Genomic DNA, 24,391 nt, shown 5'->3' on the forward strand with positions numbered 1-24,391 from the left:
GGAGGGCGGGAAGGAAGGGGAAAATCGTCGGGAAGCGGCATGGATGCAAGCGCCCATGCCGCCCGCACAGCGGGAAATCCGCTCAGGACACTCGATGCTCGCGCAGCATGGCGTACAACTCATCCTTGAGCTTCAGTCGCTTCTTTTTCATATCCTCGATGGAGAGATCATCCACCGGCACCCCCAGTCCCTCGAGCCGCTCCACCTCGGACGTGGCCAGATGGTACTCGTCGAAAAGACGGGCGAAGTGATGGTTGTCGACTTTGAGTCGATGAATGCTGTCCTTGAATTCGGGGAATTCGTGGTGCAGATCGTGATGCTCGATGGTCATGCGATGCTCCTTATGTCAAAAGTCAGCTTGAAATCTTTGGCGTGGCGCACACCACGTCGCCGCACTGGGCGCGGTGGCGCAAGGCGGCATCGATCAGCACCAGGGCCAGCATGGCCTCGGCGATCGGCGTGGCGCGGATGCCCACGCAGGGATCGTGGCGCCCATGGGTTTCCACCAGTTGGGGACGTCCTTGCAGGTCGATCGAACGGCGCGGCAAACGAATGCTGGAAGTGGGCTTGATGGCGATGCTGACCGTAACGTCCTGGCCGGAGGAAATCCCGCCCAGCACGCCCCCGGCGTGATTGCCGAGGAACCCCTCGGGCGTCAACTCATCCCCATGCTCCGAACCGCGCTGGACGACCGAAGCGAAGCCGGCGCCGATCTCCACCCCCTTGACCGCGTTGATGCCCATCATGGCGTAGGCGATCTCGGCATCGAGCCGATCGAAGACCGGGTCGCCCCAACCCGCCGGCACATGCTCGGCCACCACATTGATGCGGGCGCCGATCGAATCCCCGGACTTGCGCAACTGGTCCATGAAGGACTCCAGTTGCGGCAGGATTTCCAGATTGGGTGCGAAGAAGGGATTGGTCTTGTCCTCCACCGCATCCCAGCTCACGAAGGGAATCTCGATCGGCCCCAGCTGGCTCATGTAGCCGCGCACCACCACGCCGTAGCGCTGCCGCAGCCATTTCTTGGCGACGGCGCCGGCCGCCACCCGCACCGCGGTCTCGCGGGCGCTGGAACGGCCGCCGCCGCGATAATCGCGGATGCCGTATTTCTGCCAGTAGGTGTAGTCGGCATGTCCCGGCCGGAAGGACTGGGCGATATTGCCGTAGTCCTTGCTGCGCTGGTCCTGGTTGCGAATCAACAGGGCAATCGGCGTTCCGGTCGTCCGCCCCTCGAAGACGCCGGACAGAATCTCCACCGTATCCGGCTCGCGGCGCTGGGTGACGTGGCGGGAAGTGCCGGGTTTGCGTCGATCCAGCTCGGCCTGGATGTCCTCCTCGCCCAGCTCCAGCCCCGGCGGACAGCCATCCACCACGCAACCGATGGCCGGCCCGTGGGATTCACCAAAAGAGGACACGCGAAAAAGCGTACCGAAACTGCTGCCGGCCATGCTGTCGAAAAAGGAAGCGGAGAAATGGAGAATTCTACACTAGCGTCACGCCCGCCCTCCCGGCCGGATCGATGCGCTTGGCGACGCTCAGGCGGCGCCAGCCCTCAATGCCCGCCGCAAAATCTTGCCCACATTGGTTTTGGGCAACTCTTCGCGGAATTCCACCTGATGGGGAACCTTATAGCCGGTCAGGCTGGCGCGGCAATGGGCGATCAAGTCCTCGGCGGTGAGACCCGGGGAGCGGCGCACCACAAAGATTTTCACGGCCTCGCCGGAATGCTCGTCGGGAACCCCGAGCGCAGCCACTTCCCGCACCTCGGGGTGCGAAGCGACGACCGCCTCCACCTCGTTGGGAAAAACCTTGAAACCGGAGACCAGGATCACGTCCTTCAGCCGATCCACCAGGCGGAGAAAGCCCTTGTCGTCCATCACCACCAGGTCCCCGGTACGCAGGAAACCATCGGGCGTCATGACCGCGGCCGTTTCCTCGGGACAATTCCAATAGCCCTTCATCACCTGCGGCCCTCTGACGCAAAGCTCGCCCGCCTCTCCCAGCGGCAGCTCCAGGCCCCGCTCATCGCGAATGGAGACCTCGGTGGAAGGGATCGGCAACCCGATCGCGCCATTGAACGTCTCCAAGTCGAGGGGGTTGATGGCTACCGCAGGGGATGCCTCGGTCAAACCATAAGCCTCGATCAGGGGCTTCCCCGTCACCGCTTTCCAGCGCTCCGCCACGGATTTCTGGACCGCCATCCCCCCGCCGAGGGTGATGGTCAGAGCGCCGAAGTCGACCCGCTTGAGTTCGGGTGCCGCCAACAGGGCATTGAACAACGTATTGACGCCGGTGATGGCGGTGAACCGATGGCGCCTCAACTCCTTGACGAATGCCGGAATGTCACGAGGATTGGCGATCAGCAGATTGGTGGCGCCAATCTTGAGAAAGGTCAGGCAGTTCGCGGTCAGGGCAAACACGTGGTAGAGCGGCAGGGCGGTGACCACCAGCTCTTCCCCCTCCCGCAGAAAGGGCGCGATCCAGGCGTGCGCCTGCTGCAGATTCGCCACCATGTTGCCATGACTCAACATGGCACCCTTCGAAACGCCCGTCGTTCCCCCCGTGTATTGGAGGAAGGCCAGGTCGTCCGCGGTCAATTCCACGGCCTCCACGTCCGCCGCCGCGATGCGCGCCCCCGCCGCCAGCACACTCCTCAGCGGGGTATGCGGCAGCGACCAGGCGGGGACCATCCGCTTGAGATGGCGGACGACAAAATTCACCAGGCCACCCTTGATGGGGCCGAGAAAATCCCCCATGCGGGTCACCACCACATGCCGGATCGCGGTTTTTCCCAGTACCTGCTGCAGCACATGGGCGAAATTGTCCAACACGACGATCACCTCGGCCCCCGAGTCGGCCAACTGGTGTTCCAGCTCGGGCGGGGTGTAGAGGGGATTGCAATTCACCACCACGCAGCCGGCGCGCAAGGCGCCGAACAGGCAGACCGGGTATTGCAGCAGATTGGGCATCATCAGCGCGACCCGCGCGCCTTTGCCGACCCGGGCCACGTTTTGCAGATAAGTGGCGAATTCCGCCGAGCGGCGATCCAGTTCGCCGTAGCTCATGGACCGCCCCATGCTGATGAAGGCGGTCCGCCCGGAAAAACGCGCAATGCTGGCGGCGAAGAGATCAACCAGCGAGGAGAATGCCGCGACATCCACCTCGGCGCCGATACCCGGCGGATAGCTCCGCAGCCAGATCTTCTCCATTGGAGAAGCTCCTTCTAGCGGCCGGCGGGAGCCTGCTCTTCCTCCGGCCAATCGCGGATATATGCCTTCAGCATTCGATTCTCGAAGCTCTGCTCCTCGAGCACCGCCTTCGCCACGTCGTGAAAGGAGATCACCCCCATCAAGGTATTGCCTTCCATCACCGGCAGATAGCGCATGTGGTGATCCACCATCAAACGGCGCAACTCATCCACTTCGACATCCGGATCGGCCACCAGCGGATCGCGCACCATCACTTCGGAAATACCTATTTTTTCCCAGCTGGCCCCCTTTGTCCGCACCGCCTTCAGCACCTCGCGGAAAGTCAGCATGCCGACCATCCGGCCGCCTTCGAAGCACACCAGCGAGCCGACGTCCTGATCGGTCATGACCGCCACCGCCTCGGCAAGGATCTTGTCGGGAGAAATGGTATAGAGCACCGTACCCTTGATGGCCAGAATTTCCCTGACTTGCATGTCCGTCCCTCCTTGTGATGGCCCTTGGCAACCCCATGTCAACCAAAGGCGTGACCCATGATAAGCCCATAGCCCACGGGATGGCGCATCAACGCTCCAGATGATCGAGCTTGTCCTTGACCTCGCGCCATTCCTCCGCATCGGGCAGCGGCGCCTTGCTCTCGATGATCGGCTGCCACTGCTTGGCGAGTTCCGCGTTCAGCGCGATGAAATGACGCTGGCTCTCCACCACGTCGTCCTCGGCAAAAATCGCCTCGACCGGACATTCCGCCACGCAAAGCGTGCAGTCGATGCACTCGTCGGGATCGATCACCAGGAAGTTGGGCCCCTCCCGGAAGCAGTCCACGGGGCAAACATCCACACAATCCGTGTACTTGCAGCGGATGCAGGACTCGGTCACCACATAGGCCATGATGAATCATCTCCTGTTCGGTTCGAAGGGCGATTTTACTGCCGCCCCATCAAGCCTTGCCACCGCCCGCCGGTTTTTTGTTAAGCTACGACCGTCAGCAGTGGCCGTGCGGCGAAATCCCATTCAAAAACCAGCCGCGATGGTCGGCCGATGGTTGGCCGAGATGGTCGGCGCCACTTCCGCAGACTAATAAGACAAGAGGACTTCATGAGCGAACACATCCAGCACGTCACCGACGCCACTTTCAAGAGCGAAGTTCTTGATGCCACGACTCCCGTCCTGGTGGATTACTGGGCCGAATGGTGCGGCCCCTGCAAGATGATCGCGCCGATCCTCGACGAGGTGGCTCAGGAATACGCCGGCCGCCTCAAGGTCGCCAAGCTCAATATAGATGACAACCCCAAGACCCCGGGCGAATTCGGCATCCGCGGAATCCCCACCTTGATCCTGTTCAAGAACGGCAATGCCGAGGCGACCAAGGTCGGCGCACTGTCCAAATCCCAACTGACCGCCTTCATTGACAGCAATCTGTAATATCGCTACAGTCCGCCCGGTCACGTACGGCACCTAGCCCCACCTCCAAAGCCGTTCCACGTTTCCGGGCCTGTCTTTCCCAAGACAGCCGTTTTCCCCAGATCCACCCCACACCGCGCCATTCACGACCGCATTCGCGGCCGCCCCCTTGCCACAGGTTTACCCATCATGCACCTTTCGGAGCTCAAAGCCCTCCACGTCAGCCAATTGCTGGAGATGGCGAACGCCAACCAGATCGAGGCTGCCAACCGTCTGCGCAAACACGAACTGATTTTCGCCATCCTCAAGAACCAGGCCAAGAACGGCGAATGCATCCATGGCGACGGTGTCCTCGAGGTGCTGCCCGACGGCTTCGGCTTTCTGCGCTCCCCCGACACGTCCTATCTGGCCAATACCGACGATATCTACGTCTCGCCCTCCCAGATCCGTCGCTTCAACCTGCACACCGGCGACACCATCGAAGGCGAGATCCGCACCCCGAAGGATGGCGAACGCTACTTCGCCATGGTCAAGCTGGACACCATCAACGGCCAATCCCCCGAGGCGTGCAAGAACAAGATCCTGTTCGAGAACCTGACGCCGCTCCACCCCACCGAGCACCTCAAGCTGGAACGGGACATCAAGGCCGAGGAGAACATCACCAGCCGTGTCATCGACATGATCGCCCCCATCGGCAAGGGCCAGCGCGGCCTGCTGGTGGCCTCGCCCAAGAGCGGCAAGACGGTGATGATGCAGCACATCGCCCACTCCATCACGGCCAACCATCCCGACGTCTGCCTGATCGTGCTGCTGATCGACGAGCGCCCCGAGGAAGTGACGGAAATGACCCGCACCGTACGGGGCGAGGTGGTCGCCTCCACCTTCGACGAACCGGCCACCCGCCATGTGCAAGTCGCGGAAATGGTGATCGAGAAGGCCAAGCGCCTGACCGAGCACAAGAAGGACGTGGTGATCCTGCTCGATTCCATCACCCGCCTGGCGCGCGCCTACAACACCGTGCAGCCCGCCTCCGGCAAGGTGCTCACCGGTGGCGTGGACGCCAACGCCCTGCAGAAACCCAAACGTTTCTTCGGCGCCGCCCGCAACATCGAGGAAGGCGGCTCCCTGACAATCATCGCCACCGCCCTGATCGATACCGGCTCGCGCATGGACGAAGTGATCTACGAGGAATTCAAGGGCACCGGCAACATGGAAATCCATCTGGACCGACGCATGGCGGAGAAGCGCGTCTATCCGGCCATCAACGTCAATCGTTCCGGTACCCGCCGCGAGGAGCTCCTGCTCGAGCCCTCGGTGCTGCAAAAGATGTGGGTCCTGCGCAAGCTGCTCTACAACATGGACGATCTCGAGGCGATGGAATTCCTGCTGGACAAGATCAAGGCCACCAAGAACAACGGCGAGTTCTTCGACGCCATGCGCCGTGGCTGATCCGGCCGCATCCCCGGCGCTTGATCTGGCAACGGGTTTGCTGGATAATCGCGCCCTTTCCTGGTCCGCCAAATTCACGGGCCGCTGACATACAAAGGACACCACCATGAAAGAAGGCATCCACCCGAACTACGTCGAGATCGACGTCACTTGCAGTTGCGGCAGCCAATTCAAGACCCGGTCGACCAGCGCCAAGCCCCTGCATATCGAAGTCTGCTCCTCCTGCCATCCCTTCTGGACCGGCAAGCAGAAGATCGTGGATACGGCCGGTCGCGTCGAGCGCTTCCGCCAGAAGTACGGCAAGCGCGCCGGCGCCTGATAGCGTCCTTCGGCGTTCTGAGAATGCAAAAGGCAGCCGCGGCTGCCTTTTTTGTTTCCGCTTTCCCCGTCTCCGGTTCCCTCGCCCACTTGCCGTGACCACACTCCGACTTCCGCCCTCCGGCTGGCCCCTGCTGCTGCTCTGCGGCGTGTTCCTGCTCTCCGGGCTGGTCGGCCACGACCCGTGGAAACTCGACGACGCGACACACCTCGGCGTGGCCTACGAATTCGCCGTTCACGGCGACTGGCTGCGGCCCCGCATCGGCCACGACCCCTGGTTCGCCACCCCGCCGCTTTACCATTGGCTCGCCGCCCTGCTGGGCCGGCTGGGCTCGGGCTGGCTGGCCTTTGCCGACGCGGCCCGGCTGGCCACCGCGCTATGCGCCGCCCTGCTGCTCTGGGGCATCGGCCGGGCCGCGCGAGCGCTCCAGGACGAAGCCGACAGCCGCTGGGGCGCGCCCTTGCTGTTGCTCGGCACGCTGGGTCTGCTCACGCCCATCCACGACGCCCAGCCGGCGATATTGCTGCTGGCGGCGCAGGCCTTATTCATCCTCGGACTGCTCCGCCTGCCGGCTGCCCGCGCGCGCGCCGCACTGGTCCTGGCCCTAGGCCTGGCGGCCGCGCTGTTGAGCGCCGGCACGCTGGCCCTGTGCCTGATGCTGCCCCTCGCCGCGACGTGCCTGTTTTTGCCCGCCTGGCGCAGCCGCGCCTGTCTGCCGTTCCTGTTCCTGGGTCTGGTTGCCGGCCTGGTCCTGGCCGCCTTCTGGCCGCTCCTGCTGGCCCGCCAGGCACCCGATCTGCTGCCGCTGCTGTGGAAGGCCGAACAGCTCCGCCTGACCCCGCGCCTCAACGGCGATGCGGCCCTCGACCATTTGGAGCTGCTGGGCTGGGCCTCCTGGCCGCTGCTGCCCCTGGCCGGCTGGAGCCTGTGGGTCAACCGTCGCCAACTCGCTACGCCGGGCCTGCTGCTGCCGCTCGTCGGCACCGGCGCCGCCCTGGTCAGCGTGGTCCTGTGGGAAGCCCCCCGGCCCCTGCAGCACCTCCCGATCTACGTGCCCCTGACACTGCTCGCCGTATCCGGCATTGCCCGCCTGCGGCGCGGCGCGGCGAACGCCTTCGACTGGTTCGGCATGATGACGTTCACCCTGGTCGGCGGCCTCATCTGGCTGGGCGGGATTTCCATGGTCACCGGGGAACCGGCGCGGGTGGCGCGCAACTTCCTCAAGGCCGAACCCGGCTTCGTCGGCCAGTTCCGCCTGCTGCCGCTGCTGGCGGCGGCGGCCCTGACGGGGCTCTGGCTCTGGTCGCTGCTGCGCCTGCCCAGATCCCCCTGGCGCTCCGTCACCCACTGGGTGGCCGGCATGACCCTGACCTGGGGTCTGCTCGCCTGCCTCTGGATGCCCTGGATCGACTACGGCAAAACCTATCGCCCGGTCGCCCTCTCGCTCGCCAGGGCGCTGGACGGCAGCACGGAGTGCGTCGGCGCCCGCAACCTGGGCGACGGCCAGAAAGCCTCCCTGCGCTACTTCATCGGCCTGGCCCCGAGCCAGAAGCCCGACTGCCCGTGGCTGCTGACCCAGAGCACCGAACGCAAGGAAGCCGCGCCGGAAGGCTGGCGCCTGGTCTGGACCGGCCATCGCCCCGGCGACAAGCTGGAAAAATTGCGCCTCTACCGGCGTGGCTGAGGGCGTTTCGCCCTCACAGCTTGATGAAGTGCTCCCGGTAGTACTTGAGTTCCTCGATGGACTCGTGGATGTCGGCCAAGGCCTCGTGCTTGCCATGTTTGGTGAGCCCCTTGGCGATTTCGGGCTTCCAGCGCTTGCACAGTTCCTTGAGCGTCGACACGTCCAGGTTCCGATAGTGGAAATGGGCCTCCAGCTTCGGCATGTAGCGCGCCATGAAGCGTCGGTCCTGGCAGATCGAATTGCCGCACATGGGTGACTTGCCTTGCGGCACATGGCGCTTGAGAAAATCCAGCGCCTGGGTCTCGACGTCCGCCTCCGACAGCGCCGAGTTCTTCACCTTGTCGATCAGGCCCGAGCGGCCATGGGTCTTCTGGTTCCACTCGTCCATCGCCTGCAGGGTTGCATCGGACTGGTGCACCACCCAGACCGCGCTCTCGGCAATGGTCTCCAGATTGTTGTTGGTGATGACCAGCGCGAGTTCCAGAATCCGGTCGCCATCAGGGTTCAGCCCCGTCATTTCCATATCCAGCCAGACGAGGGCGTTCTGATCTTGTGCCATAATTTTTCCATTGCGATCAAAGTAGTAATTCTGTCATACCTTACATGTCCGCCGCCGCCCTGTTCTCCCTGATTTTCCTCTCCGCGCTCCTCGTCAGCACCCTTCTGCGCCTGTGGCTCGGCCTGCGCCAGATCCGCCATGTGAACGGCCATCGCGAGCAGGTGCCGACGCGCTTCAGCGAGCGCATCGGCCTCGACCAACATCGCAAGGCCGCCGACTACACATCGACCAAGACCCGCCTGGGGCTGCTGGAAACCCTGGTCGGCGCGGCATTGGTGCTGATCTTCACTCAGGGCGGACTGCTCCAGGATTGCGCCGATCTGGCCCGGCACCTGTTTCCCGGCAGCCCCTACGCCCGCGACCTGAGCCTGTTCGCCCTTTACGGTCTGATCGGCCTGGCGGTGGACTTGCCCTTCTCCCTCTACCGCACCTTCGTCATCGAGGCTCGCTTCGGCTTCAACAAGACGACGCCCAGGCTGTTCGTCTCCGACCTGACCAAGCAGCTGCTGCTGGCCGTGCTGCTGGGCGGGCCGCTGCTGCTGGCGGTGCTCTGGCTGATGGCGCGCATGGGCAGCGCCTGGTGGTTCTGGGTCTGGCTGTTCTGGCTGGGCTTCAACCTCCTGATGCTGGCCCTCTATCCGACCCTGATCGCGCCACTCTTCAATCGATTCACCCCGCTCGCCGACGAGGGCCTCAAGACCCGCATCGAGGCGTTGCTGCAGCGTTGCGGCTTCCGCAGCAGCGGCCTGTTCGTGATGGACGGCTCGAAGCGCAGCGCCCACGGCAACGCCTACTTCACCGGTTTTGGCGCCGCCAAGCGCATCGTTTTCTTCGACACGCTGCTCGAGCACCTCGCGCCGCAGGAAGTGGAAGCCGTGCTGGCCCATGAACTGGGCCACTTCAAGCATCGCCATCTCTGGCAGCGTCTGGGCATGATGGCCGTGACGGGGCTGGGCTTGCTTTGGCTGCTGGGGCAATTGATCGACCAGACCTGGTTCTTTGCCGGCCTGGGGGTGAACCAGCCGGGAACGGCGATCGCCCTGCTGCTGTTTTCGATGGTCCTGCCGGTCTTCACCTTCCCCTTGTCGCCCCTGTTTTCCGCGCTGTCCAGGCGCCACGAATACCAGGCCGACGCCTACGCGGTAGCCCATGCCAGCGGCGCCGACCTTGCCGCCGCGCTGGCCAAGCTGTATCGCGACAATGCCTCCACCCTTACCCCGGACCCCATCCACTCGATGTTCTACGACTCCCATCCGCCGGCGAGCCTGCGCATCGCACGGCTGGAGAGCGTCTGAGTGAAGGCGGTCGGCACCGTCGTCGCCGCCTTCGGCCGGCATTACGAAATCGAACTGGACCAGGGCGGCCGCCTGACCGGCTTCCCGCGCGGCAAGAAGAGCCCCTACGCCTGCGGCGACCGCGTCGAACTGACCTCGAGCGGCGCCGACCAGGCCCGGATCACCGCCCACCTGCCCCGCACGTCCCTGCTCTACCGCAGCGACGAATACCGTCAGAAGCTGATCGCCGCCAACGCCACCCAGTTGGTGCTGGTGGTGGCGACGGAGCCGAACTTCTCCGAGGAACTGCTGGACCGGGCGCTCGTCGCCGCCGAGCACGACGACCTTGGGGTGGTGATCGTGCTCAACAAATGCGACCTGACGGACAAACTGTCGGCCGCCCGGGCCGTCCTGGCACCCTATCAGGCCCTGGGCTATCCGGTGGTGGAACTGTGCGCGCGGAACGACGTCGGTCCCCTGCGGCCCTTTCTGGCGGGCCAGTTGAGCGTGCTGGTGGGGCAGTCGGGCATGGGCAAGTCCACCCTGATCAACACCCTGGTACCGGATGCGGCGGCCGCCACGCGCGAAATCTCGGCGGCGCTGGATTCGGGCAAGCACACCACCACCCACGCCCGGCTCTACCGCATCGACGACGACAGCCGCATCATCGACAGTCCCGGGCTCCAGGAATTCGGCCTCGCCCACCTGGATCGGCATGGCATCGAGTCCGGCTTCCGCGAATTTCGCCCACACCTGGGCCAGTGCCGCTTCCGCGACTGCCACCACCGCGCCGAGCCGGATTGCGCGCTGAAGAACGCCGTGGCGTCGGCACAGATATCGACGCGCCGACTGGGCAGCTTCCTTCGCATCTGCGGATGATGGTTCCCCCCTCCGGGGGATTCGATACTGCTCGCTGCGCTCGGATGTTTGGGGGGGACTTCGTAGCCGCAGTCTTCCGTTTGCGGCTGGCGCCGCGTGCCGCTTTTCATGCAAAAAACGCGGGGGTCGCCCGCGCTTTCGCTTTGACTTCGCCCCCCTCGGCGGGGGCTGGATTTCGATCAGAGCCGTTCGAAGATGCCGGCGATGCCCTGGCCGCCGCCGATGCACATGGTCACCAAGCCGTAGCGTTTGCCGGTGCGCTGGAGTTCATGGATGCACTTGACGGTGAGGATGACGCCGGTGGCGCCGATCGGGTGGCCCAGCGCCACGGCGCCGCCATTGGGATTCACCTTGGCGGGGTCGAAGCCCAGGCCCCTGGCGACGCTGATGGCCTGGACCGCGAAGGCCTCGTTGGACTCGATCACGTCGATCTCGTCCACATTCAGGCCCGCCCGCTGCAAGGCCAGCTTGACGGCGGGAATCGGGCCTTCGCCCATGTAGTTCGGGTCCACCCCGGCGACGGCGTAGGAGACCATCCTGGCCAGCGGCTTCAAGCCGGCGGCGGCGGCGGCCCGGGCTTCCATCAGCACCACGGCGGCGGCGCCGTCATTGATGCCGGAGGCGTTGCCGGCGGTGACCGAGCCGTCCTTCTTGAAGGCGGGCTTGAGCTTGGTCATGCTCTCCAGCGAGGCGTCGGCCTTGGGATATTCGTCGGTGTCGAACAGCACCGGCCCCTTGCGGCTCTTGAGTTCCACGGGAACGATCTGAGACTTGAAATGCCCGGCGGCGATCGCGGCCACCGCCTTGCGCTGGCTCTCCAGCGCGAACTGGTCCTGCTCCTCGCGGCTGATGTTCCACTTGCTGGCGACGTTCTCGGCGGTGATGCCCATGTGGTTGGGGCTGAAGGGATCGGTGAGCGCGCCCACCATCATGTCCACCAGTTGGGTGTCGCCCATGCGCGCGCCCCAGCGGGCGTTGGGCATCAGGTAGCCGCCGCGGCTCATGGATTCGACGCCGCTGCCGACCGCCGCATCGGTGTCGCCCAGCAGGATCGACTGGGCCGCGCTGACGATGGCCTGGAAGCCGGAGCCGCACAGGCGATTCACCGTCAGGGCGCAGGACTCATTGGACAGGCCGGCATTGATCGCTGCCACGCGGGAAACGTACATGTCGCGGCGCTCGGTATGCACCACGTTGCCCATCACCAGATGGCCGATCCGCGCCGGATCGATCTTGGCGCGGGCGATGGCTTCCTTGACCACGAGGCTGCCCAGTTCGCAGGGCGCGATGTCCTTCAGCGAGCCCCCGAAGGAGCCAATGGCGGTGCGGGCGCCGCCGACGACAACGACTTCTCTCTTTTCCGACATGGAAACAGACTCCAAAATAAGTGACGACCAATAACCGGGGAATAGTAGCATCGGTTTGTTGCCACGCACAAACCGATTCGTTTCGCGCGCTATCCGTTTACCCAACCCGCCACGCTAAACAGGGTCAGGAGCAGGACGTACAGCACCAGGGTACGCCAGACCAGGCCGATGGTGCTTTGCAAGAAATCCACATCGGCCTCTTCGCCCAGACCCAGTTCGGGCCGATCCTCGGTCTCGATCTCTCCCGCCACCGGCAGGCCCAGACGCACGCCGAGCGCGCCGGCGCCGCTCGCCAGGAGGATGCCGGCGCGGGGATCCGGCCAGCGCCCAGCCTGGGTGCGCCAGCAATACAGCGCGTCCTCGAAATCGCCCACCACCGCGAAACCGGCGGCGGAAACCCGCACCGGCAGCCAGTCCAGCGCGGCGAAGACGCGGCGGGCGAATTCCCCGAAGCGGCCGTAGCGGATTTCGTCACCCCCCCCCCATCGTTCGGCAAAAAACTGGGACAGACGATAGAGCAGGGCTCCCGCCGGGCCGAGCAGCACGAACCCGAGCAGCGGCGCATACACGTGGCGATGCGACGAAAGCAGCGCCTGCTCGATCGCGAGCCGGGTCACCTCTTCCGAACTGAGCCGATCGCCGCTGCACTGGCGCCATTCGGCCAGCAGACGGCGGGCCCGGTCCAGTTCTCCCATGCGCAGGGCCAGATGAATGTCGGTGAAGAAATGGCTGAACTGGCGGATGCCCATGGTCAGATACAGCACCAGCACCGAGAGCAGCAACGCTCCCAGGGGGGCGAGCCAGAGGGCCAGCAGATAGGCGGTTTCCAACACGGCCACCGGCAGCGCCACCGCGATCACCCAGGCGATGACGCCCTGGCGGTATTGCCCGGCGTTCAACTTGCTTTCCAGGAATTCGGCCCAGGCGCCCAGCGGCGCGCTCACCCAGCGCCCCACCGCCAAGGGGCGGAATTGCTCGATCAACAGCGCGATGACGACGGAAAGCAGGGTCACGATATTCATTCTCCCAGCAGGTGGCGCCGCAGATTGACCAGCATGCCGGCCGTCGCCCCCCAGATGAAATAACCTTCCCAGGGCATGGCCCAGAAATCGAAAGTCCGCCCCTGATGCTCGATCTGCTGACGCCGCCAGTTGTCCTTGGCGAGCAGCACCCGCAGGGGCGGCTCGAACACTTCCGCCACCTCGAAATCATCCAGCCGCAGATTCAGCGGCGGCGTCACCAGACCCACCACCGGCGTCACGCGAAAGCCGGTGCCGGTGAAAAACTCCGGCAAGGTGCCGATCACCTCGACCTGGCCGGGCTTCAGGCCGACTTCCTCCTCCGCCTCGCGCAAGGCGGTGGCCGCGGCATCCTGGTCTTCCGGCTCGGCACGGCCGCCGGGGAAGCTCACCTGGCCGGCGTGGTCGTTCAGGTGGGCGGTGCGCTGGGTCAGCAGCACGGTGATTCCGCTTTCCCGCAGCACCAGCGGCACCAGCACCGAGGCCGGAGTCGGCTGTGGCCGCTCGGCGCGGAAACCGTCCGACTCGGGCGGCATGGCGTTGTCCCAGGCCCGCGCCATGCGTTCGCGCAGCCAGGCGGACGACCACTTGTCGGCCATGGCCTATTGCACCCCGCAGAATTCGCGGACGCTAGAATCGGAGCTTTGTCGCTGCATGGGGAAAGGCAATACTGAAATGAAAACCAAGCCTGTTGCGATCTTCCGTCACCACCCGGCGGAAGGGGCTGGCTATTTTGCCACATTCCTCGATGCCCACCGGATTCCCCATACGCTGATCGCCATCGACGCCGGGTCGGCCATCCCGACGCGGACCGATGACTTTTCCGGCCTGTGCTTCATGGGCGGCCCGATGAGCGTCAATGACGATCTGCCCTGGCTGCCGCCGGCCTTCGACCTGATCCGCGCCGCCGCCGCGCGGGACATTCCGGTGATCGGCCACTGCCTGGGCGGACAGTTGCTGGCCAAGGCGCTGGGCGGCAGCGTCGGCCGCAATCCGGTGAAGGAACTGGGTTGGGGCCGCGTCGACGCGAGCGGCCCCCTGGCGGCGGAGTGGCTGGGCGACATGACGGCCTTCGAGGCCTTCCATTGGCACGGCGAGACCTTCAGCCTCCCACCCGGCGCCACCCGGTTGCTGGGCAACGCCCATTGCGTCAACCAGGCCTTCGTCATCGGCCCGCATCTGGGCATGCAGTGCCACGTGGAAATGACCGAAGCCATGATCCACGCCTGGAGCCGGTTCTGGAAAGCGGAAAACGCGGCGCCCGGCCCTTCGGTGCAAACGCCCGAGGAAATGTGCCGTGAAGCGGGCGCCCGCATCGCCGCCATGCGGGACGCGGCCGACCGGCTCTACGGCCGCTGGATCGCCGGTTTGAAGGCCTGAGCGGCGCTCCGTCTCAGTCGCGGAAGTTGCCGTACTGGAGCGGGAAGTCGGTGATCGACTTGCGCACCAGGGCGATGGTCTCCTGCAGGAGGTCGCGCTTGGCGCCGCTGACCCGCACCGCGTCGCCCTGGATGCTGGCCTGGACCTTGAGCTTGCTGTCCTTGATCAGCTTGACGATCTGCTTCGCCAGCTCGGTCTCGATGCCCACCTTGATCTTCAGCTCCTGCTTGGCCTTGTTGCCGGAGACGGACTGCACCGGCCCCACGTCCAGGCGCTTGGTGCTTTCGCGCTCCTTCTTCTCCATCTCGGGAAACAGGATGTCCTTGATCTGGCCGAGCTGGAATTCGGAATCGCCGTGGAGGGTGATCGTCTTGTCCTTCTCGTTCAGTTCCGCCTTGGCCGAAGTACCCTTGAAGTCGTAGCGATTGCCGATCTGCCGCCCCGCCACGTCCACGGCGTTCTTCAGGGCCACCATGTCGGCTTCGGAGGTGATGTCGAAGGAAGGCATGTCCTGTTCTCCGGGAACGCGCGATCAGCCGAAGTGGCAGACGTAGTGGTAGGGCTCGCCCGCCACCTCGATGTCGAAACTGGAATTGCCGGGGATGGAAAAACGCTCGCCGGCGGGGCAGACCTTCCATTCGGTCTCGCCCTTGAGGCGATAGCGCACCGAACCGGCCACGGTTTCCATGATCTCGGGCGCCCCGGTGTTGAAGGTCAGGGCCGAGGGCAGCACCACGCCGACGCTCTTCCTGGTGCCGTCGGCGAACTGGACGGTGTGGCTGACGCACTTGCCGTCGAAATACACATTGGCCTGCTTGACCACGGAAACGTTGTCGAACTGAGACATATCAGATCCCCCACATTTTTTCGATGATGAACTTGGCGACGAAGCCGACCATGCCGAAGGCGAGAACGAAGAACAGTACGAAGGTGCCGGTCTTGCCCGCCTTGGACTTGTAGGCCAGCTCGCCGATGATGAACAGCATGTAGAGCATGAAGCCGCCCAGGACGACCGTCATGCCGAACTGGCTGACCTGTTCCTCGGTGAAGCCGAACATCGTTGTCCGTCGCTCTCTTGGATTGCAGGATTGCGCGCCGCTTACTTCTTGCGACCCGCCAGGTTGGCGGCGATGCGCATGCGCAACGCGTTGAGCTTGATGAAACCGCCGGCGTCCTTCTGGTCGTAGGCCCCGGCGTCGTCCTCGAAGGTGGCGATGGTGGGGTCGAACAGGGAATCGGTCCTGGAGTCGCGGCCGACCACGATCACGTTGCCCTTGTAGAGCTTCAGGCGCACCCAGCCGTTGACGGTCTGCTGGGTATGGTCGATCAGCACCTGCAGGGCGCGGCGCTCGGGGCTCCACCAGTAGCCGTTGTAGATCAGGCTGGCGTAGCGGGGCATCAGGTCGTCTTTCAGGTGCGCGACTTCGCGGTCCAGGGTGATGGACTCGATCGCGCGGTGGGCGCGCAGGAGGATGGTGCCGCCCGGGGTTTCGTAGCAGCCGCGCGATTTCATGCCGACGTAGCGGTTCTCCACCAGGTCCAGGCGGCCGATGCCGTGCTTGCCGCCCAACTGGTTCAGGGTCGCCAGCAGTTCATGGGCGGCCATGCGCTGGCCGTTGATGGCGACCAGGTTGCCCTGTTCGAATTCCAGGTCGAGATACTCGGCCGCGTCCGGCGCCTTCTCGGGTGAGACGGTCCAGCGCCACATGTCCTCTTCGGCCTCGGCGGCGGGGTTTTCCAGGTGACGGCCCTCGTAGGAGATGTGCAGCAGGTTGGCGTCCATCGAGTAGGGCGAGCCGCCCTGCTTGTGCTTCATCTCCACGGGGATGCCGTGGGCTTCGGCATAGGCGAGCAGCTTCTCGCGGGACAGCAAGTCCCATTCGCGCCACGGCGCGATGATCTTGATGCCGGGTTTCAGCGCATAGGCGCCCAGCTCGAAGCGCACCTGGTCGTTGCCCTTGCCGGTGGCGCCGTGGGAAATCGCGTCGGCGCCGGTCAGGTTGGTGATCTCGATCAGGCGTTTGGCGATCAGCGGCCGGGCGATGGAGGTGCCCAGCAGGTATTCGCCTTCATAGATGGTGTTGGCGCGGAACATGGGGAAGACGAAGTCGCGCACGAACTCCTCGCGCAGATCGTCGATGAAGATGTTCTCCGGCTTGATGCCGAACTTCAGCGCCTTGGTGCGGGCCGGTTCCAGTTCCTCGCCCTGGCCCAGGTCGGCGGTGAAGGTCACCACTTCGCACTGATAGGTGTCCTGCAGCCACTTCAGGATCACCGAGGTATCCAGGCCGCCCGAATAGGCGAGCACTGCTTTCTTGACGTCGCTCATGTTGTATCCGTTATCGATATCAGTCTCACACCCTGCCCAGGAGCAGGAATTCCATCAGGGCCTTCTGCGTGTGCAGGCGGTTCTCGGCCTCGTCCCATACCACGCTCTGCGGCCCGTCGATCACCTCGGCCGACACTTCCTCGCCGCGATGGGCGGGCAGGCAATGCATGAACACCGCATCGGGCCGCGCCACGCGCATCATGTCGACATCCACCTGCCAGTCGGCGAAATCGCGCAGCCGCTCCTCGTTCTCGGCCTCGAAACCCATCGAGGTCCACACGTCGGTGGTCACCAGATCGGCGCCCTGCGCCGCGTCCATCGGGTCGGCGAACTGCTCGAAGTGGCTGGTGCCGTAGAGCCCGGCGCGTTCGGCCTCGACCTCGTAGCCCGGCGGCGTGGAGACATGCACGTTGAAGTCGAAGACCTCGGCCGCTTGCAGCCAGGTGTTGCAGACATTGTTGGAATCGCCGATCCAGGCCACGGTCTTGCCCTGGATCGGGCCACGGTGCTCGATGAAGGTGTAGATGTCGGCCAGGATCTGGCAGGGGTGGTATTCGTTGGTCAGGCCGTTGATCACCGGCACGCGGGAGTGGCCGGCAAAACGCTCGATGATGTCCTGCTCGAAGGTGCGGATCATCACGATGTCGCTCATGCGGGAGATCACCTGGGCCGCGTCCTCCACCGGCTCGCCGCGCCCCAGTTGGGAGTCGCGGGTGTTGAGGTAGATCGCCGAGCCGCCCAGCTGCTGCATTCCCGCCTCGAAGGACAGCCGGGTGCGGGTGCTGGCCTTCTCGAAGATCATCACCAGCGTGCGATCGATCAAGGGCCAGTACTGGTGATAGGACTTGAACTGCTGCTTGATCCAGCGGGTGCGTTCGAACAGGTAGTCGAACTCTTCCCGACTGAAATCCTTGAACTGGAGAAAGTGCCGGGGCGCCGTCATGGTCAGACCTCCAGGAAATCGCGGATCAGGGCCGACAGGCGGCTCACCAGCTCGGCGGCCTCCTCGTCGGTAAATACCAGCGCCGGCAGCAAACGCACCACCTTGTCGGCGGTCACGTTGATCACCAGGCCGGCATCCAGCGCCTGCTGCACCAGGGCGCCGCAGGGACGGTCCAGCCCGACGCCGATCATCAGGCCGTCGCCGCGTACCTCGACGACGCCCTCGACGCCCGCCAGAGCGCTTTGCAGTCCACCGCGGATGAGCGCCCCCAAGTGGCCGGCACGGGCCATCAGGTCGTCCTCCTCGATCACCGCCAGGGTGGTCAGGGCGGCCGTGCACGCCAGCGGATTGCCGCCGAAGGTGGAGCCGTGGTTGCCCGGCTTGAACACGCCGGCCGCCCGGCCGGCGGCCAGGCAGGCGCCGATGGGCACGCCGCCGCCCAGCCCCTTGGCCAGGGTCATCACGTCGGGTTTGATCCCGGCGCGCTGGTGGGCGAACCAGACGCCGGTGCGGCCGATGCCGCACTGCACCTCGTCCATCATCAGCAGCCAGTTTCTCTGGTCGCAGACGCGGCGCAATGCCTGCATGTATTCGACATGGGCGACGTTGATGCCGCCCTCGCCCTGGATCGGCTCGAACAGCACCGCCACCACGTTGGGATTGTGCGCCGCCACCTGCTCGATGGCGGCCAGATCGTCGAACGGTACCCGCACGAAACCGGACACCAGCGGCTCGAACCCGGCCTGGACCTTGCGGCTGCCGGTGGCCGACAGGGTCGCCAGGGTGCGGCCGTGAAAGGCCTGCTCCATCACCACGATGGCGGGCGCGTCGACTCCCTGCTGGTGGCCGTAGAGCCGGGCCAGCTTGATCGCCGCCTCGTTGGCCTCGCAGCCGGAATTGCAGAAGAACACCTCGTCCATGCCGGAGATCGCCGCCAGACGGTCGGACAGCGCTTCCTGCTCCCGCACGCGGTAGAGGTTGGAGGTGTGGATCAAGCGCCCCACCTGCTCGCTCAAGGCCTTCACCAGGCGCGGATGGTTGTGCCCCAGCGTATTCACGGCGATCCCCGACAGGGCGTCGAGGTAGGACTTGCCCTGCTCGTCGAACAGGCGGCAACCCTGACCGTGGGTGAAGGCCACAGGCAGGCGGGCATAGGTATTCATCAGGTGCGACATGGAAATCTCCACGCCCTTGCGGGGCATGCGCTTACCGCAAAAGCGGCAACTCCAAAAGCACACGGCGGCCTGTGCCGCCGTGCTCACTGGTGCCCCCGGACGGACTCGAACCGCCGACCTTCGGTTTACAAAACCGTTGCTCTACCAGCTGAGCTACAAGGGCAAGCGCGAGATTTTACACGACATCCGCCATCCGGTCTGCCAGGCAGAGCGCCAGTCCGTGCCGCCAGGAGGGCAAGGCCAGGCCCGTGTCGGCCAGCAGGCGCCCGCTGCAAAGACGGGAGTTCAGCGGCCGCGGCGCCGACAGCGGATACTCGCTGGAGGGGATGTCGCGGACGGCGACAGCGGCCCCGGTCAGGCGGAAGATCTCGCGGGCGAAGCCGGCCCAGGAGACGGTCTCGGCGCCGGCCATGTGGTAGAGGCCCTCGGGCGGCTGCTCCCGCGCCAGCGCGGCGGCGGTGGTCTCGGCCACCAGGCGGCACCAGGTGGGTGCGCCGATCTGGTCCATCACCACCTTCAGTTCCGTCCGCTCCCGGGCCAGGCGCAGCATGGTCAGAAGGAAGTTGCCGCCGCGCAGGCCGTAGATCCAGCTGATCCGAAAAATCAGGTGGCGGCAGCCGCTGCCCCGGATCGCCGCTTCGCCGGCCAGCTTGCTGCGGCCATAGACGTTCTGCGGATTGGGAACGTCATCCTCGCGGTAGGGCTCGGCCTTGCTGCCGTCGAACACGTAGTCGGTGGAATAGTGCACCAGCAGCGCGCCCAGGCGGCGGGCCTCGTCGGCGAGGACGCCGGGCGCCTCCGCATTGACGGCGAACGCCAGCGCGGGCTCGGCTTCGGCCTGGTCCACCGCCGTGTAGGCGGCGGCATTGACCACGATGTCCGGCCGCAGGCGCGCCATGACGTCACGGATGCCGTCCGGCCGCAACAGGTCGAGTTGGCTGCGCCCCAAGACATGCACCTCGCCCAGCGGCGCCAGGGTCCGCGCCAGTTCCCAGCCGACCTGGCCGTTGGCGCCGGTCAGCAGGATTTTTTGTGCCCTGGACAGCGGAGTGGTCACGGATACGCCTCGGCGTCGGCCAGGAGCACTCCCGCCTGATCCTTGGCGGCCAGGACCGGCGCCCCGGTCAGCGGCCAGGGAATCGCCAGTTGCGGGTCGTCCCAGCGCAGGCTGCGCTCGTGCTCCGGATGCCAGTAGTCGGTGGTCTTGTAGAGGAACTCGGCGTACTCGGAAGTGACGCAGAAGCCGTGGGCGAAACCGGGCGGAATCCAGGCCATGCGCTTGTTTTGCGCCGAGAGGGTGAAACCGGTCCAGCGGCCGAAGTGGGGCGAGGAGCGGCGCAGGTCCACGGCGACGTCGAACACCTCGCCCTGCACCACCCGCACCAGCTTGCCCTGGGCATGCTGGAGCTGGTAATGCAGGCCGCGCAGCACGTTGCGGGCGGAACGCGAATGGTTGTCCTGGACGAATTCCAGGTCCAGCCCCAGCACGGCCAGGGTGCGCCGGTTCCAGCTTTCGAAGAAGAAGCCGCGGTCGTCGCCGAACACCTTGGGCTCGATCAGCACGACGCCGGGCAGATCGGTTTCGATCAAGCGCATCAGAACACCCTGTCGCGCAAAAGGCCCAGCAGATAATCGCCGTAGCCGCTCTTGGCCAGCGGCTGCGCCAGGGCTTCCAGGCCCGCGTCGTCGATCCAGCCCTGCCGCCAGGCGATCTCCTCGGGGCTGGCCACCTTCAGGCCCTGGCGCTTTTCCAGCGTGGCGATGTAATGCGCCGCCTCCAGCAGGGAATCGTGGGTGCCGGTGTCCAGCCAGGCCAGGCCGCGCCCCATGATCTCCACATGGAGCCGGGACTGCTCCAGATACCAGCGGTTGACGTCGGTGATCTCCAGCTCCCCGCGCGGCGAGGGCTTCAGGGCGGCGGCGACATCCACCACCTGGCCGTCGTAGAAGTACAGCCCGGTCACCGCGTAGCGCGACTTGGGCCGGGCCGGCTTTTCCTCGATGCTCACCGCGTGGCGCTGGGCGTCGAACTCGACCACGCCGTAGCGTTCCGGATCATGCACCGGGTAGGCGAATACCGTGGCGCCCTGCTCGCGATCGTGGGCAATGCGCAACTGATGCGCGAATTCGTGGCCGTAGAAGATGTTGTCCCCCAGCACCAGGGCGGACGGGCCGCCGGCGAGGAACTCCCGGCCGATGATGAAGGCCTGGGCCAGCCCCTCGGGGGCCGGCTGCACGGCATAGCTCAGGTTCAGCCCCCATTGGCCGCCGTCGCCCAGCAACTGGGAAAAGCGCGGCGTGTCCTGCGGCGTGGAGATCAGCAGGATGTCCCGTATCCCCGCCAGCATCAGGGTGCTCAGCGGATAGTAGATCATCGGCTTGTCATAGACCGGCAACAACTGCTTGGAAATCGACAGGGTCGCCGGATGCAGGCGCGTGCCCGCGCCGCCCGCCAGGATGATGCCTTTGCGTGGCGTCGGCGGCGGCTTCATGCGTGAAGTCATGCTCGTCTTTCGGAATAGTTCTGCCGTACCCACTGGCGGTATTCGCCGCTCTGGACGTGCGCCACCCACTGGGAATTTTCCAGATACCAGGCCACGGTCTTGCGCAGCCCGCTGTCGAAGCTTTCCTGCGGCGCCCAACCCAGTTCGCGGCGGATGTGGCCGGCGTCGATCGCATAGCGCCGGTCGTGCCCCGGCCGGTCGGTCACGAAAGTCTTCAGTTCGCCATAGCGGCGCCCCTCGCCCCGCGGGCGCAATTCGTCGAGCAGCGCGCAGAGCCGGTCCACCACTTCCAGGTTGGTACGCTCGGCGTTGCCGCCGATGCAATAGGTGGCGCCGGCCTGCCCGCGCTCGAAGGCCAGACGCAGGGCCCGGGCATGGTCGTCCACGTAGAGCCAGTCGCGCACGTTGTCGCCCCGGCCGTAGATCGGCAGGGGCTTGCCGGCCAGGGCATTGAGCACCATCAACGGGATCAGTTTCTCCGGAAATTGATAGGGACCGTAATTGTTGGAACAGTTGGTCACCACCACCGGCAGGCCGTAGGTGTGGTACCAGGCGCGCACCAAGTGGTCGGCAGCCGCCTTGGACGAAGAGTACGGCGAGCGGGGATCGTAGGCCGTGGTTTCCGAGAACAGCCCTTGCGGTCCCAGACTGCCGAACACCTCGTCGGTGGATACGTGATGAAAGCGGAAGCGGCTGCGTTCATCCTCCGCCAACCCCGACCAGTAGGCCCGCACCGCCTCCAGCAGCACATAGGTGCCGACGATGTTGGTCTGGACGAACTCCGCCGGCCCCAGGATGGAGCGATCCACATGGGACTCGGCCGCCAGGTGGATCACGCCCTGCGGCCGGTGCCGGGCGAACAGTTCGTCCATCGCCGCCCGGTCGGCGACGTCCGCCTGCACGAACAGGTGGCGCTCGCTGTCCGCCACGGCGGCGAGGGACTCCAGGTTCCCGGCATAGGTCAGCTTGTCGATATTGACGACGCGCCAGTCGCTCTCCGCCAGCAACAGCCGGACCAGGGCGGAGCCGATGAATCCGGCGCCGCCGGTGATGAACAGTGTTCGCATGATTTCCTGACCGATTGACGACTTGCGTTCCTAATTGGCGGCCACCACCCGATTCTTGCCGCTGCGCTTGGCCAGGTACATCGCGGCGTCGGCACGTTGCATGCTGTCGGCGGGCGCCTCGTCAGCCTCCAGTTCGGCGACGCCGCAACTGAACGTGATCAGGAGCTTCTCGTTCTTGTGGAGGAAGAATTTCCGGGTCAGTTCCCGCTGCACCCGTGTCATCGCGCTGACGCTGTCCTCCAGCGAGGTATCCGGCAGAAGAATCACGAATTCCTCGCCGCCATAGCGGGCCAGCGTGTCCTGGGGACGGATGGCCTCCTTGACCACATGGGCCAGATGCACCAGGGCGGCATCGCCCACCTCGTGCCCGAGGCTGTCGTTGATGCGCTTGAAGTTGTCCACGTCCAGCAAGGCGATGCACAGCAACCCCCTGTGACGCCGCACGCGCGCCACTTCGCGCTCCAGCGCCTCGTCCATGCCGCGCCGGTTGAGCGCCCCCGTCAGCGCGTCGTGGCGCACCATCTCGCTGGTCTCGGCCAGTTCCTCCTGAAGACGGGAGATTTCCCTTTCCGCCTCCTGGACGCGCTGGCGCATTTCCGACAACTCGGTGCGGGAACGCAGGGTCGAATACTGGATCTCCCGGGTCTCGCGCATGACCTCGCCCAGTACGTCGGTCAATTCGGCGATGCCCCCGGCGCGGCTGATCTTTTCCGCGCAGCGCTCGATCTTGTCGTGATAGTCGCCGGTGCTGTTGCTGAAATCGGCCAGATGGTCGACGAAACTGGCCAGCATCGACTTGAGCCGGTCCTGGGCATCGCTCAGACTCTTTTTCAGCGCGCCCTGCTTGAAGATCAGGTCCTTGAGCTTGCGCTCCACGTCGTCCAAGCGTCGCAGGCTGGGAGGCTCGCGCACCAGTTCCGCCACCAGGGCGATCTGGCCCTGGAGCCACTGGTCATCCATCACCAATTCGGAAATGTTCTCCACCAGCAACTGCAGCACATGCAGCAAGGCGCCGCGCATTTCCGTCTGATCCTCGGCGACGAACTGCAAACGGTACGTGAATTTCTTCAGCCGGCCGTTCACGACGCCCAGATCATCCACACTCGCCGCCGCCCGCACCGCGGCGGCCAGCCCCAGGGCCTCGGCGCCGAGATCGGGATCATCCGATACCAGGGTGGCGACGCCGTTCTCCAGCAACTGGCCGACCAGCTCGCGCAACTCCGGGTTCAGCGGACCCGGCGGTCGCTTCGCCCCCGCGGCGGCCGCGGCCGGAGCGGCCGACGGCGCAACGACCGCCGTCGAAGACGGTGCCGGCGCCACACCATCGACCATCCGCAGCCCCTCGGCCGCCAGGCTCTGGGACCAGTTGCGGAGCAGGGAGCCCAGGCGCTGTGACAGAAGTTCAGGCGTTCCGGAGGAGGACAGCACGTGCTCCAGGGCCTCCCGCTTCTTGGCGACCGTGAGCCCGGCCGATGGCGTTTCCATCTGGAGCAGGAGGTCGCGGATCATTCCCGCCCAATCGGGCAGGGGCGCCTCCGACTTGGACAGCAATTCCTTCAGCGCGGCCGACAGGGCGCTCCACTGACGGCCGGCAACCGCGCCTTCCAGTTGCCGCACCGTTTTCAGCTGCTCCGGCGTGTTGCGCGGCAACCCCGCCACCAGCGTCTTCAAGGAGCGCTCGGGGAAGGCATCGTCAGCCTGGACACCGGCGATTTCGTGATAGAGCGTGAGGTAGTTGTCGGGTGTGGGCGGGATGCGCCGCTGCGCGAGGCGCCGCAGCACTTCGCGCGCGATTTCCGACGGTTGGGTGAATTCGGGCATCTTTGACCTGGG

27 protein-coding genes and 1 tRNA gene are annotated in these 24,391 nt (G+C 65.3%); 7 read left to right on the plus strand and 21 right to left on the minus strand.

Going from position 1 to position 24,391, the window contains the following annotated elements; translation table 11 throughout:
* Window positions 1-82: 82 nt before the first annotated feature.
* From B9N43_RS07625 to fdxA, 5 genes are all read right to left on the minus strand, one after another.
* On the minus strand, window positions 83-331 hold the full coding sequence (locus B9N43_RS07625) for a YdcH family protein (protein ID WP_145841689.1): 249 nt from the start codon (window positions 329-331) through the stop codon (window positions 83-85).
* A 22-nt stretch (window positions 332-353) separates the two neighbouring features.
* The gene (gene aroC / locus B9N43_RS07630) at window positions 354-1,451 is read right to left on the minus strand and encodes a chorismate synthase (RefSeq protein WP_145841690.1); all 1,098 of its coding nucleotides are present in this window, start codon (window positions 1,449-1,451) and stop codon (window positions 354-356) included.
* Between the two features lie 87 nt (window positions 1,452-1,538).
* A complete protein-coding gene (locus B9N43_RS07635; RefSeq protein ID WP_145841691.1) occupies window positions 1,539-3,212 on the minus strand; it encodes an AMP-binding protein in 1,674 nt (557 codons plus the stop codon).
* Between the two features lie 14 nt (window positions 3,213-3,226).
* Complete coding sequence (locus tag B9N43_RS07640; protein WP_145841692.1) at window positions 3,227-3,685, minus strand: CBS domain-containing protein; 459 nt, start codon at window positions 3,683-3,685, stop codon at window positions 3,227-3,229.
* A gap of 88 nt (window positions 3,686-3,773) precedes the next feature.
* Window positions 3,774-4,097: a ferredoxin FdxA gene (gene fdxA / locus B9N43_RS07645; RefSeq protein WP_145841693.1), complete on the minus strand. Its 324-nt coding sequence runs from the start codon at window positions 4,095-4,097 to the stop codon at window positions 3,774-3,776.
* A gap of 207 nt (window positions 4,098-4,304) precedes the next feature.
* On the opposite strand from fdxA, the gene trxA reads away from it, so the two are divergent.
* The 4 genes from trxA (at window position 4,305) to B9N43_RS07665 (ending at window position 8,062) form a co-directional block, all read left to right on the plus strand.
* Window positions 4,305-4,631: a thioredoxin TrxA gene (gene trxA, locus B9N43_RS07650; RefSeq protein ID WP_145841694.1), complete on the plus strand. Its 327-nt coding sequence runs from the start codon at window positions 4,305-4,307 to the stop codon at window positions 4,629-4,631.
* A gap of 168 nt (window positions 4,632-4,799) precedes the next feature.
* Window positions 4,800-6,059: a transcription termination factor Rho gene (gene rho / locus B9N43_RS07655; protein WP_145841695.1), complete on the plus strand. Its 1,260-nt coding sequence runs from the start codon at window positions 4,800-4,802 to the stop codon at window positions 6,057-6,059.
* Between the two features lie 106 nt (window positions 6,060-6,165).
* A complete protein-coding gene (rpmE, locus tag B9N43_RS07660; protein ID WP_145841696.1) occupies window positions 6,166-6,378 on the plus strand; it encodes a 50S ribosomal protein L31 in 213 nt (70 codons plus the stop codon).
* A 94-nt stretch (window positions 6,379-6,472) separates the two neighbouring features.
* Entirely contained in the window at window positions 6,473-8,062 is a 1,590-nt protein-coding gene (locus tag B9N43_RS07665) for a hypothetical protein (RefSeq protein ID WP_145841697.1), read from the plus strand.
* Between the two features lie 13 nt (window positions 8,063-8,075).
* Here B9N43_RS07665 and orn read toward each other — a convergent pair whose 3' ends face one another.
* Window positions 8,076-8,621, minus strand: a complete 546-nt coding sequence (gene orn / locus B9N43_RS07670) for an oligoribonuclease (RefSeq protein ID WP_145841698.1) — start codon at window positions 8,619-8,621, stop codon at window positions 8,076-8,078.
* Window positions 8,622-8,665: 44 nt separating this feature from the next.
* Here orn and B9N43_RS07675 point away from each other — a divergent pair, with 44 nt between their 5' ends.
* Both B9N43_RS07675 and rsgA read left to right on the plus strand, forming a co-directional pair.
* Entirely contained in the window at window positions 8,666-9,916 is a 1,251-nt protein-coding gene (locus B9N43_RS07675; protein WP_145841699.1) for a M48 family metallopeptidase, read from the plus strand.
* A complete protein-coding gene (gene rsgA / locus B9N43_RS07680; RefSeq protein ID WP_145841700.1) occupies window positions 9,917-10,774 on the plus strand; it encodes a ribosome small subunit-dependent GTPase A in 858 nt (285 codons plus the stop codon).
* Window positions 10,775-10,953: 179 nt separating this feature from the next.
* Here rsgA and B9N43_RS07685 read toward each other — a convergent pair whose 3' ends face one another.
* The 3 genes from B9N43_RS07685 to B9N43_RS07695 form a co-directional block, all read right to left on the minus strand.
* The gene (locus B9N43_RS07685) at window positions 10,954-12,141 is read right to left on the minus strand and encodes an acetyl-CoA C-acyltransferase family protein (RefSeq protein WP_145841701.1); all 1,188 of its coding nucleotides are present in this window, start codon (window positions 12,139-12,141) and stop codon (window positions 10,954-10,956) included.
* Between the two features lie 89 nt (window positions 12,142-12,230).
* On the minus strand, window positions 12,231-13,163 hold the full coding sequence (locus B9N43_RS07690; protein ID WP_261379420.1) for a CobD/CbiB family protein: 933 nt from the start codon (window positions 13,161-13,163) through the stop codon (window positions 12,231-12,233).
* Window positions 13,160-13,759, minus strand: coding sequence for a CoA pyrophosphatase (locus B9N43_RS07695; RefSeq protein WP_186454029.1), 600 nt, complete (start codon window positions 13,757-13,759; stop codon window positions 13,160-13,162). Before B9N43_RS07695 ends, B9N43_RS07690 begins: the two co-directional genes overlap by 4 nt.
* 76 nt (window positions 13,760-13,835) lie before the next feature.
* On the opposite strand from B9N43_RS07695, the gene B9N43_RS07700 reads away from it, so the two are divergent.
* Window positions 13,836-14,540: a type 1 glutamine amidotransferase gene (locus B9N43_RS07700; RefSeq protein WP_145841702.1), complete on the plus strand. Its 705-nt coding sequence runs from the start codon at window positions 13,836-13,838 to the stop codon at window positions 14,538-14,540.
* Window positions 14,541-14,553: 13 nt separating this feature from the next.
* Here B9N43_RS07700 and B9N43_RS07705 read toward each other — a convergent pair whose 3' ends face one another.
* The 12 genes from B9N43_RS07705 to B9N43_RS07760 all read right to left on the minus strand — a co-directional run bounded on the left by B9N43_RS07705 (window position 14,554) and on the right by B9N43_RS07760 (window position 24,379).
* Entirely contained in the window at window positions 14,554-15,048 is a 495-nt protein-coding gene (locus B9N43_RS07705; RefSeq protein WP_145841703.1) for a YajQ family cyclic di-GMP-binding protein, read from the minus strand.
* Between the two features lie 24 nt (window positions 15,049-15,072).
* Window positions 15,073-15,387: a pyrimidine/purine nucleoside phosphorylase gene (locus tag B9N43_RS07710; RefSeq protein ID WP_145841704.1), complete on the minus strand. Its 315-nt coding sequence runs from the start codon at window positions 15,385-15,387 to the stop codon at window positions 15,073-15,075.
* A 1-nt stretch (window position 15,388) separates the two neighbouring features.
* Window positions 15,389-15,598, minus strand: a complete 210-nt coding sequence (locus tag B9N43_RS07715; RefSeq protein WP_145841705.1) for a DUF2788 domain-containing protein — start codon at window positions 15,596-15,598, stop codon at window positions 15,389-15,391.
* Between the two features lie 41 nt (window positions 15,599-15,639).
* Complete coding sequence (locus tag B9N43_RS07720; RefSeq protein ID WP_145841706.1) at window positions 15,640-16,869, minus strand: argininosuccinate synthase; 1,230 nt, start codon at window positions 16,867-16,869, stop codon at window positions 15,640-15,642.
* A 25-nt stretch (window positions 16,870-16,894) separates the two neighbouring features.
* Window positions 16,895-17,812: an ornithine carbamoyltransferase gene (argF, locus tag B9N43_RS07725; RefSeq protein ID WP_145841707.1), complete on the minus strand. Its 918-nt coding sequence runs from the start codon at window positions 17,810-17,812 to the stop codon at window positions 16,895-16,897.
* A gap of 2 nt (window positions 17,813-17,814) precedes the next feature.
* Entirely contained in the window at window positions 17,815-18,987 is a 1,173-nt protein-coding gene (locus tag B9N43_RS07730; RefSeq protein ID WP_145843490.1) for an aspartate aminotransferase family protein, read from the minus strand.
* Between the two features lie 87 nt (window positions 18,988-19,074).
* Window positions 19,075-19,150, minus strand: a tRNA-Thr gene (locus B9N43_RS07735).
* A gap of 12 nt (window positions 19,151-19,162) precedes the next feature.
* Window positions 19,163-20,044, minus strand: a complete 882-nt coding sequence (gene rfbD / locus B9N43_RS07740; RefSeq protein WP_261379421.1) for a dTDP-4-dehydrorhamnose reductase — start codon at window positions 20,042-20,044, stop codon at window positions 19,163-19,165.
* Entirely contained in the window at window positions 20,041-20,583 is a 543-nt protein-coding gene (rfbC, locus tag B9N43_RS07745; protein WP_145841708.1) for a dTDP-4-dehydrorhamnose 3,5-epimerase, read from the minus strand. Before rfbC ends, rfbD begins: the two co-directional genes overlap by 4 nt.
* Window positions 20,583-21,491 carry a glucose-1-phosphate thymidylyltransferase RfbA gene (gene rfbA, locus B9N43_RS07750; protein ID WP_261379422.1) on the minus strand — a complete coding sequence of 303 codons (909 nt, stop codon included), beginning with the start codon at window positions 21,489-21,491 and terminating at the stop codon, window positions 20,583-20,585. Before rfbA ends, rfbC begins: the two co-directional genes overlap by 1 nt.
* Window positions 21,488-22,558 carry a dTDP-glucose 4,6-dehydratase gene (gene rfbB, locus B9N43_RS07755; protein WP_145841709.1) on the minus strand — a complete coding sequence of 357 codons (1,071 nt, stop codon included), beginning with the start codon at window positions 22,556-22,558 and terminating at the stop codon, window positions 21,488-21,490. The genes rfbA and rfbB overlap by 4 nt, the downstream gene beginning before the upstream one ends.
* 30 nt (window positions 22,559-22,588) lie before the next feature.
* Entirely contained in the window at window positions 22,589-24,379 is a 1,791-nt protein-coding gene (locus tag B9N43_RS07760) for a GGDEF domain-containing protein (protein WP_145841710.1), read from the minus strand.
* Between the last annotated feature and the right edge of the window lie 12 nt (window positions 24,380-24,391).

The organism is Denitratisoma sp. DHT3 (assembly GCF_007833355.1).
In the GTDB taxonomy this organism is placed as follows: Bacteria; Pseudomonadota; Gammaproteobacteria; order Burkholderiales; family Rhodocyclaceae; genus Denitratisoma.

What these genes read in the sequence shown, in the direction of transcription:
- B9N43_RS07625 (WP_145841689.1), bottom strand. Translation starts at nt 331, where the DNA reads ATGACCATCGAGCATCACGATCTGCACCACGAATTCCCCGAATTCAAG.
- aroC (WP_145841690.1), bottom strand. Translation starts at nt 1,451, where the DNA reads ATGGCCGGCAGCAGTTTCGGTACGCTTTTTCGCGTGTCCTCTTTTGGT.
- B9N43_RS07635 (WP_145841691.1), bottom strand. Translation starts at nt 3,212, where the DNA reads ATGGAGAAGATCTGGCTGCGGAGCTATCCGCCGGGTATCGGCGCCGAG.
- B9N43_RS07640 (WP_145841692.1), bottom strand. Translation starts at nt 3,685, where the DNA reads ATGCAAGTCAGGGAAATTCTGGCCATCAAGGGTACGGTGCTCTATACC.
- fdxA (WP_145841693.1), bottom strand. Translation starts at nt 4,097, where the DNA reads ATGGCCTATGTGGTGACCGAGTCCTGCATCCGCTGCAAGTACACGGAT.
- trxA (WP_145841694.1), top strand. Translation starts at nt 4,305, where the DNA reads ATGAGCGAACACATCCAGCACGTCACCGACGCCACTTTCAAGAGCGAA.
- rho (WP_145841695.1), top strand. Translation starts at nt 4,800, where the DNA reads ATGCACCTTTCGGAGCTCAAAGCCCTCCACGTCAGCCAATTGCTGGAG.
- rpmE (WP_145841696.1), top strand. Translation starts at nt 6,166, where the DNA reads ATGAAAGAAGGCATCCACCCGAACTACGTCGAGATCGACGTCACTTGC.
- orn (WP_145841698.1), bottom strand. Translation starts at nt 8,621, where the DNA reads ATGGCACAAGATCAGAACGCCCTCGTCTGGCTGGATATGGAAATGACG.
- B9N43_RS07675 (WP_145841699.1), top strand. Translation starts at nt 8,666, where the DNA reads ATGTCCGCCGCCGCCCTGTTCTCCCTGATTTTCCTCTCCGCGCTCCTC.
- B9N43_RS07685 (WP_145841701.1), bottom strand. Translation starts at nt 12,141, where the DNA reads ATGTCGGAAAAGAGAGAAGTCGTTGTCGTCGGCGGCGCCCGCACCGCC.
- B9N43_RS07690 (WP_261379420.1), bottom strand. Translation starts at nt 13,163, where the DNA reads ATGAATATCGTGACCCTGCTTTCCGTCGTCATCGCGCTGTTGATCGAG.
- B9N43_RS07695 (WP_186454029.1), bottom strand. Translation starts at nt 13,759, where the DNA reads ATGGCCGACAAGTGGTCGTCCGCCTGGCTGCGCGAACGCATGGCGCGG.
- B9N43_RS07700 (WP_145841702.1), top strand. Translation starts at nt 13,836, where the DNA reads ATGAAAACCAAGCCTGTTGCGATCTTCCGTCACCACCCGGCGGAAGGG.
- B9N43_RS07705 (WP_145841703.1), bottom strand. Translation starts at nt 15,048, where the DNA reads ATGCCTTCCTTCGACATCACCTCCGAAGCCGACATGGTGGCCCTGAAG.
- B9N43_RS07710 (WP_145841704.1), bottom strand. Translation starts at nt 15,387, where the DNA reads ATGTCTCAGTTCGACAACGTTTCCGTGGTCAAGCAGGCCAATGTGTAT.
- B9N43_RS07715 (WP_145841705.1), bottom strand. Translation starts at nt 15,598, where the DNA reads ATGTTCGGCTTCACCGAGGAACAGGTCAGCCAGTTCGGCATGACGGTC.
- B9N43_RS07720 (WP_145841706.1), bottom strand. Translation starts at nt 16,869, where the DNA reads ATGAGCGACGTCAAGAAAGCAGTGCTCGCCTATTCGGGCGGCCTGGAT.
- argF (WP_145841707.1), bottom strand. Translation starts at nt 17,812, where the DNA reads ATGACGGCGCCCCGGCACTTTCTCCAGTTCAAGGATTTCAGTCGGGAA.
- B9N43_RS07730 (WP_145843490.1), bottom strand. Translation starts at nt 18,987, where the DNA reads ATGTCGCACCTGATGAATACCTATGCCCGCCTGCCTGTGGCCTTCACC.
- rfbC (WP_145841708.1), bottom strand. Translation starts at nt 20,583, where the DNA reads ATGCGCTTGATCGAAACCGATCTGCCCGGCGTCGTGCTGATCGAGCCC.
- rfbA (WP_261379422.1), bottom strand. Translation starts at nt 21,491, where the DNA reads ATGACTTCACGCATGAAGCCGCCGCCGACGCCACGCAAAGGCATCATC.
- rfbB (WP_145841709.1), bottom strand. Translation starts at nt 22,558, where the DNA reads ATGCGAACACTGTTCATCACCGGCGGCGCCGGATTCATCGGCTCCGCC.
- B9N43_RS07760 (WP_145841710.1), bottom strand. Translation starts at nt 24,379, where the DNA reads ATGCCCGAATTCACCCAACCGTCGGAAATCGCGCGCGAAGTGCTGCGG.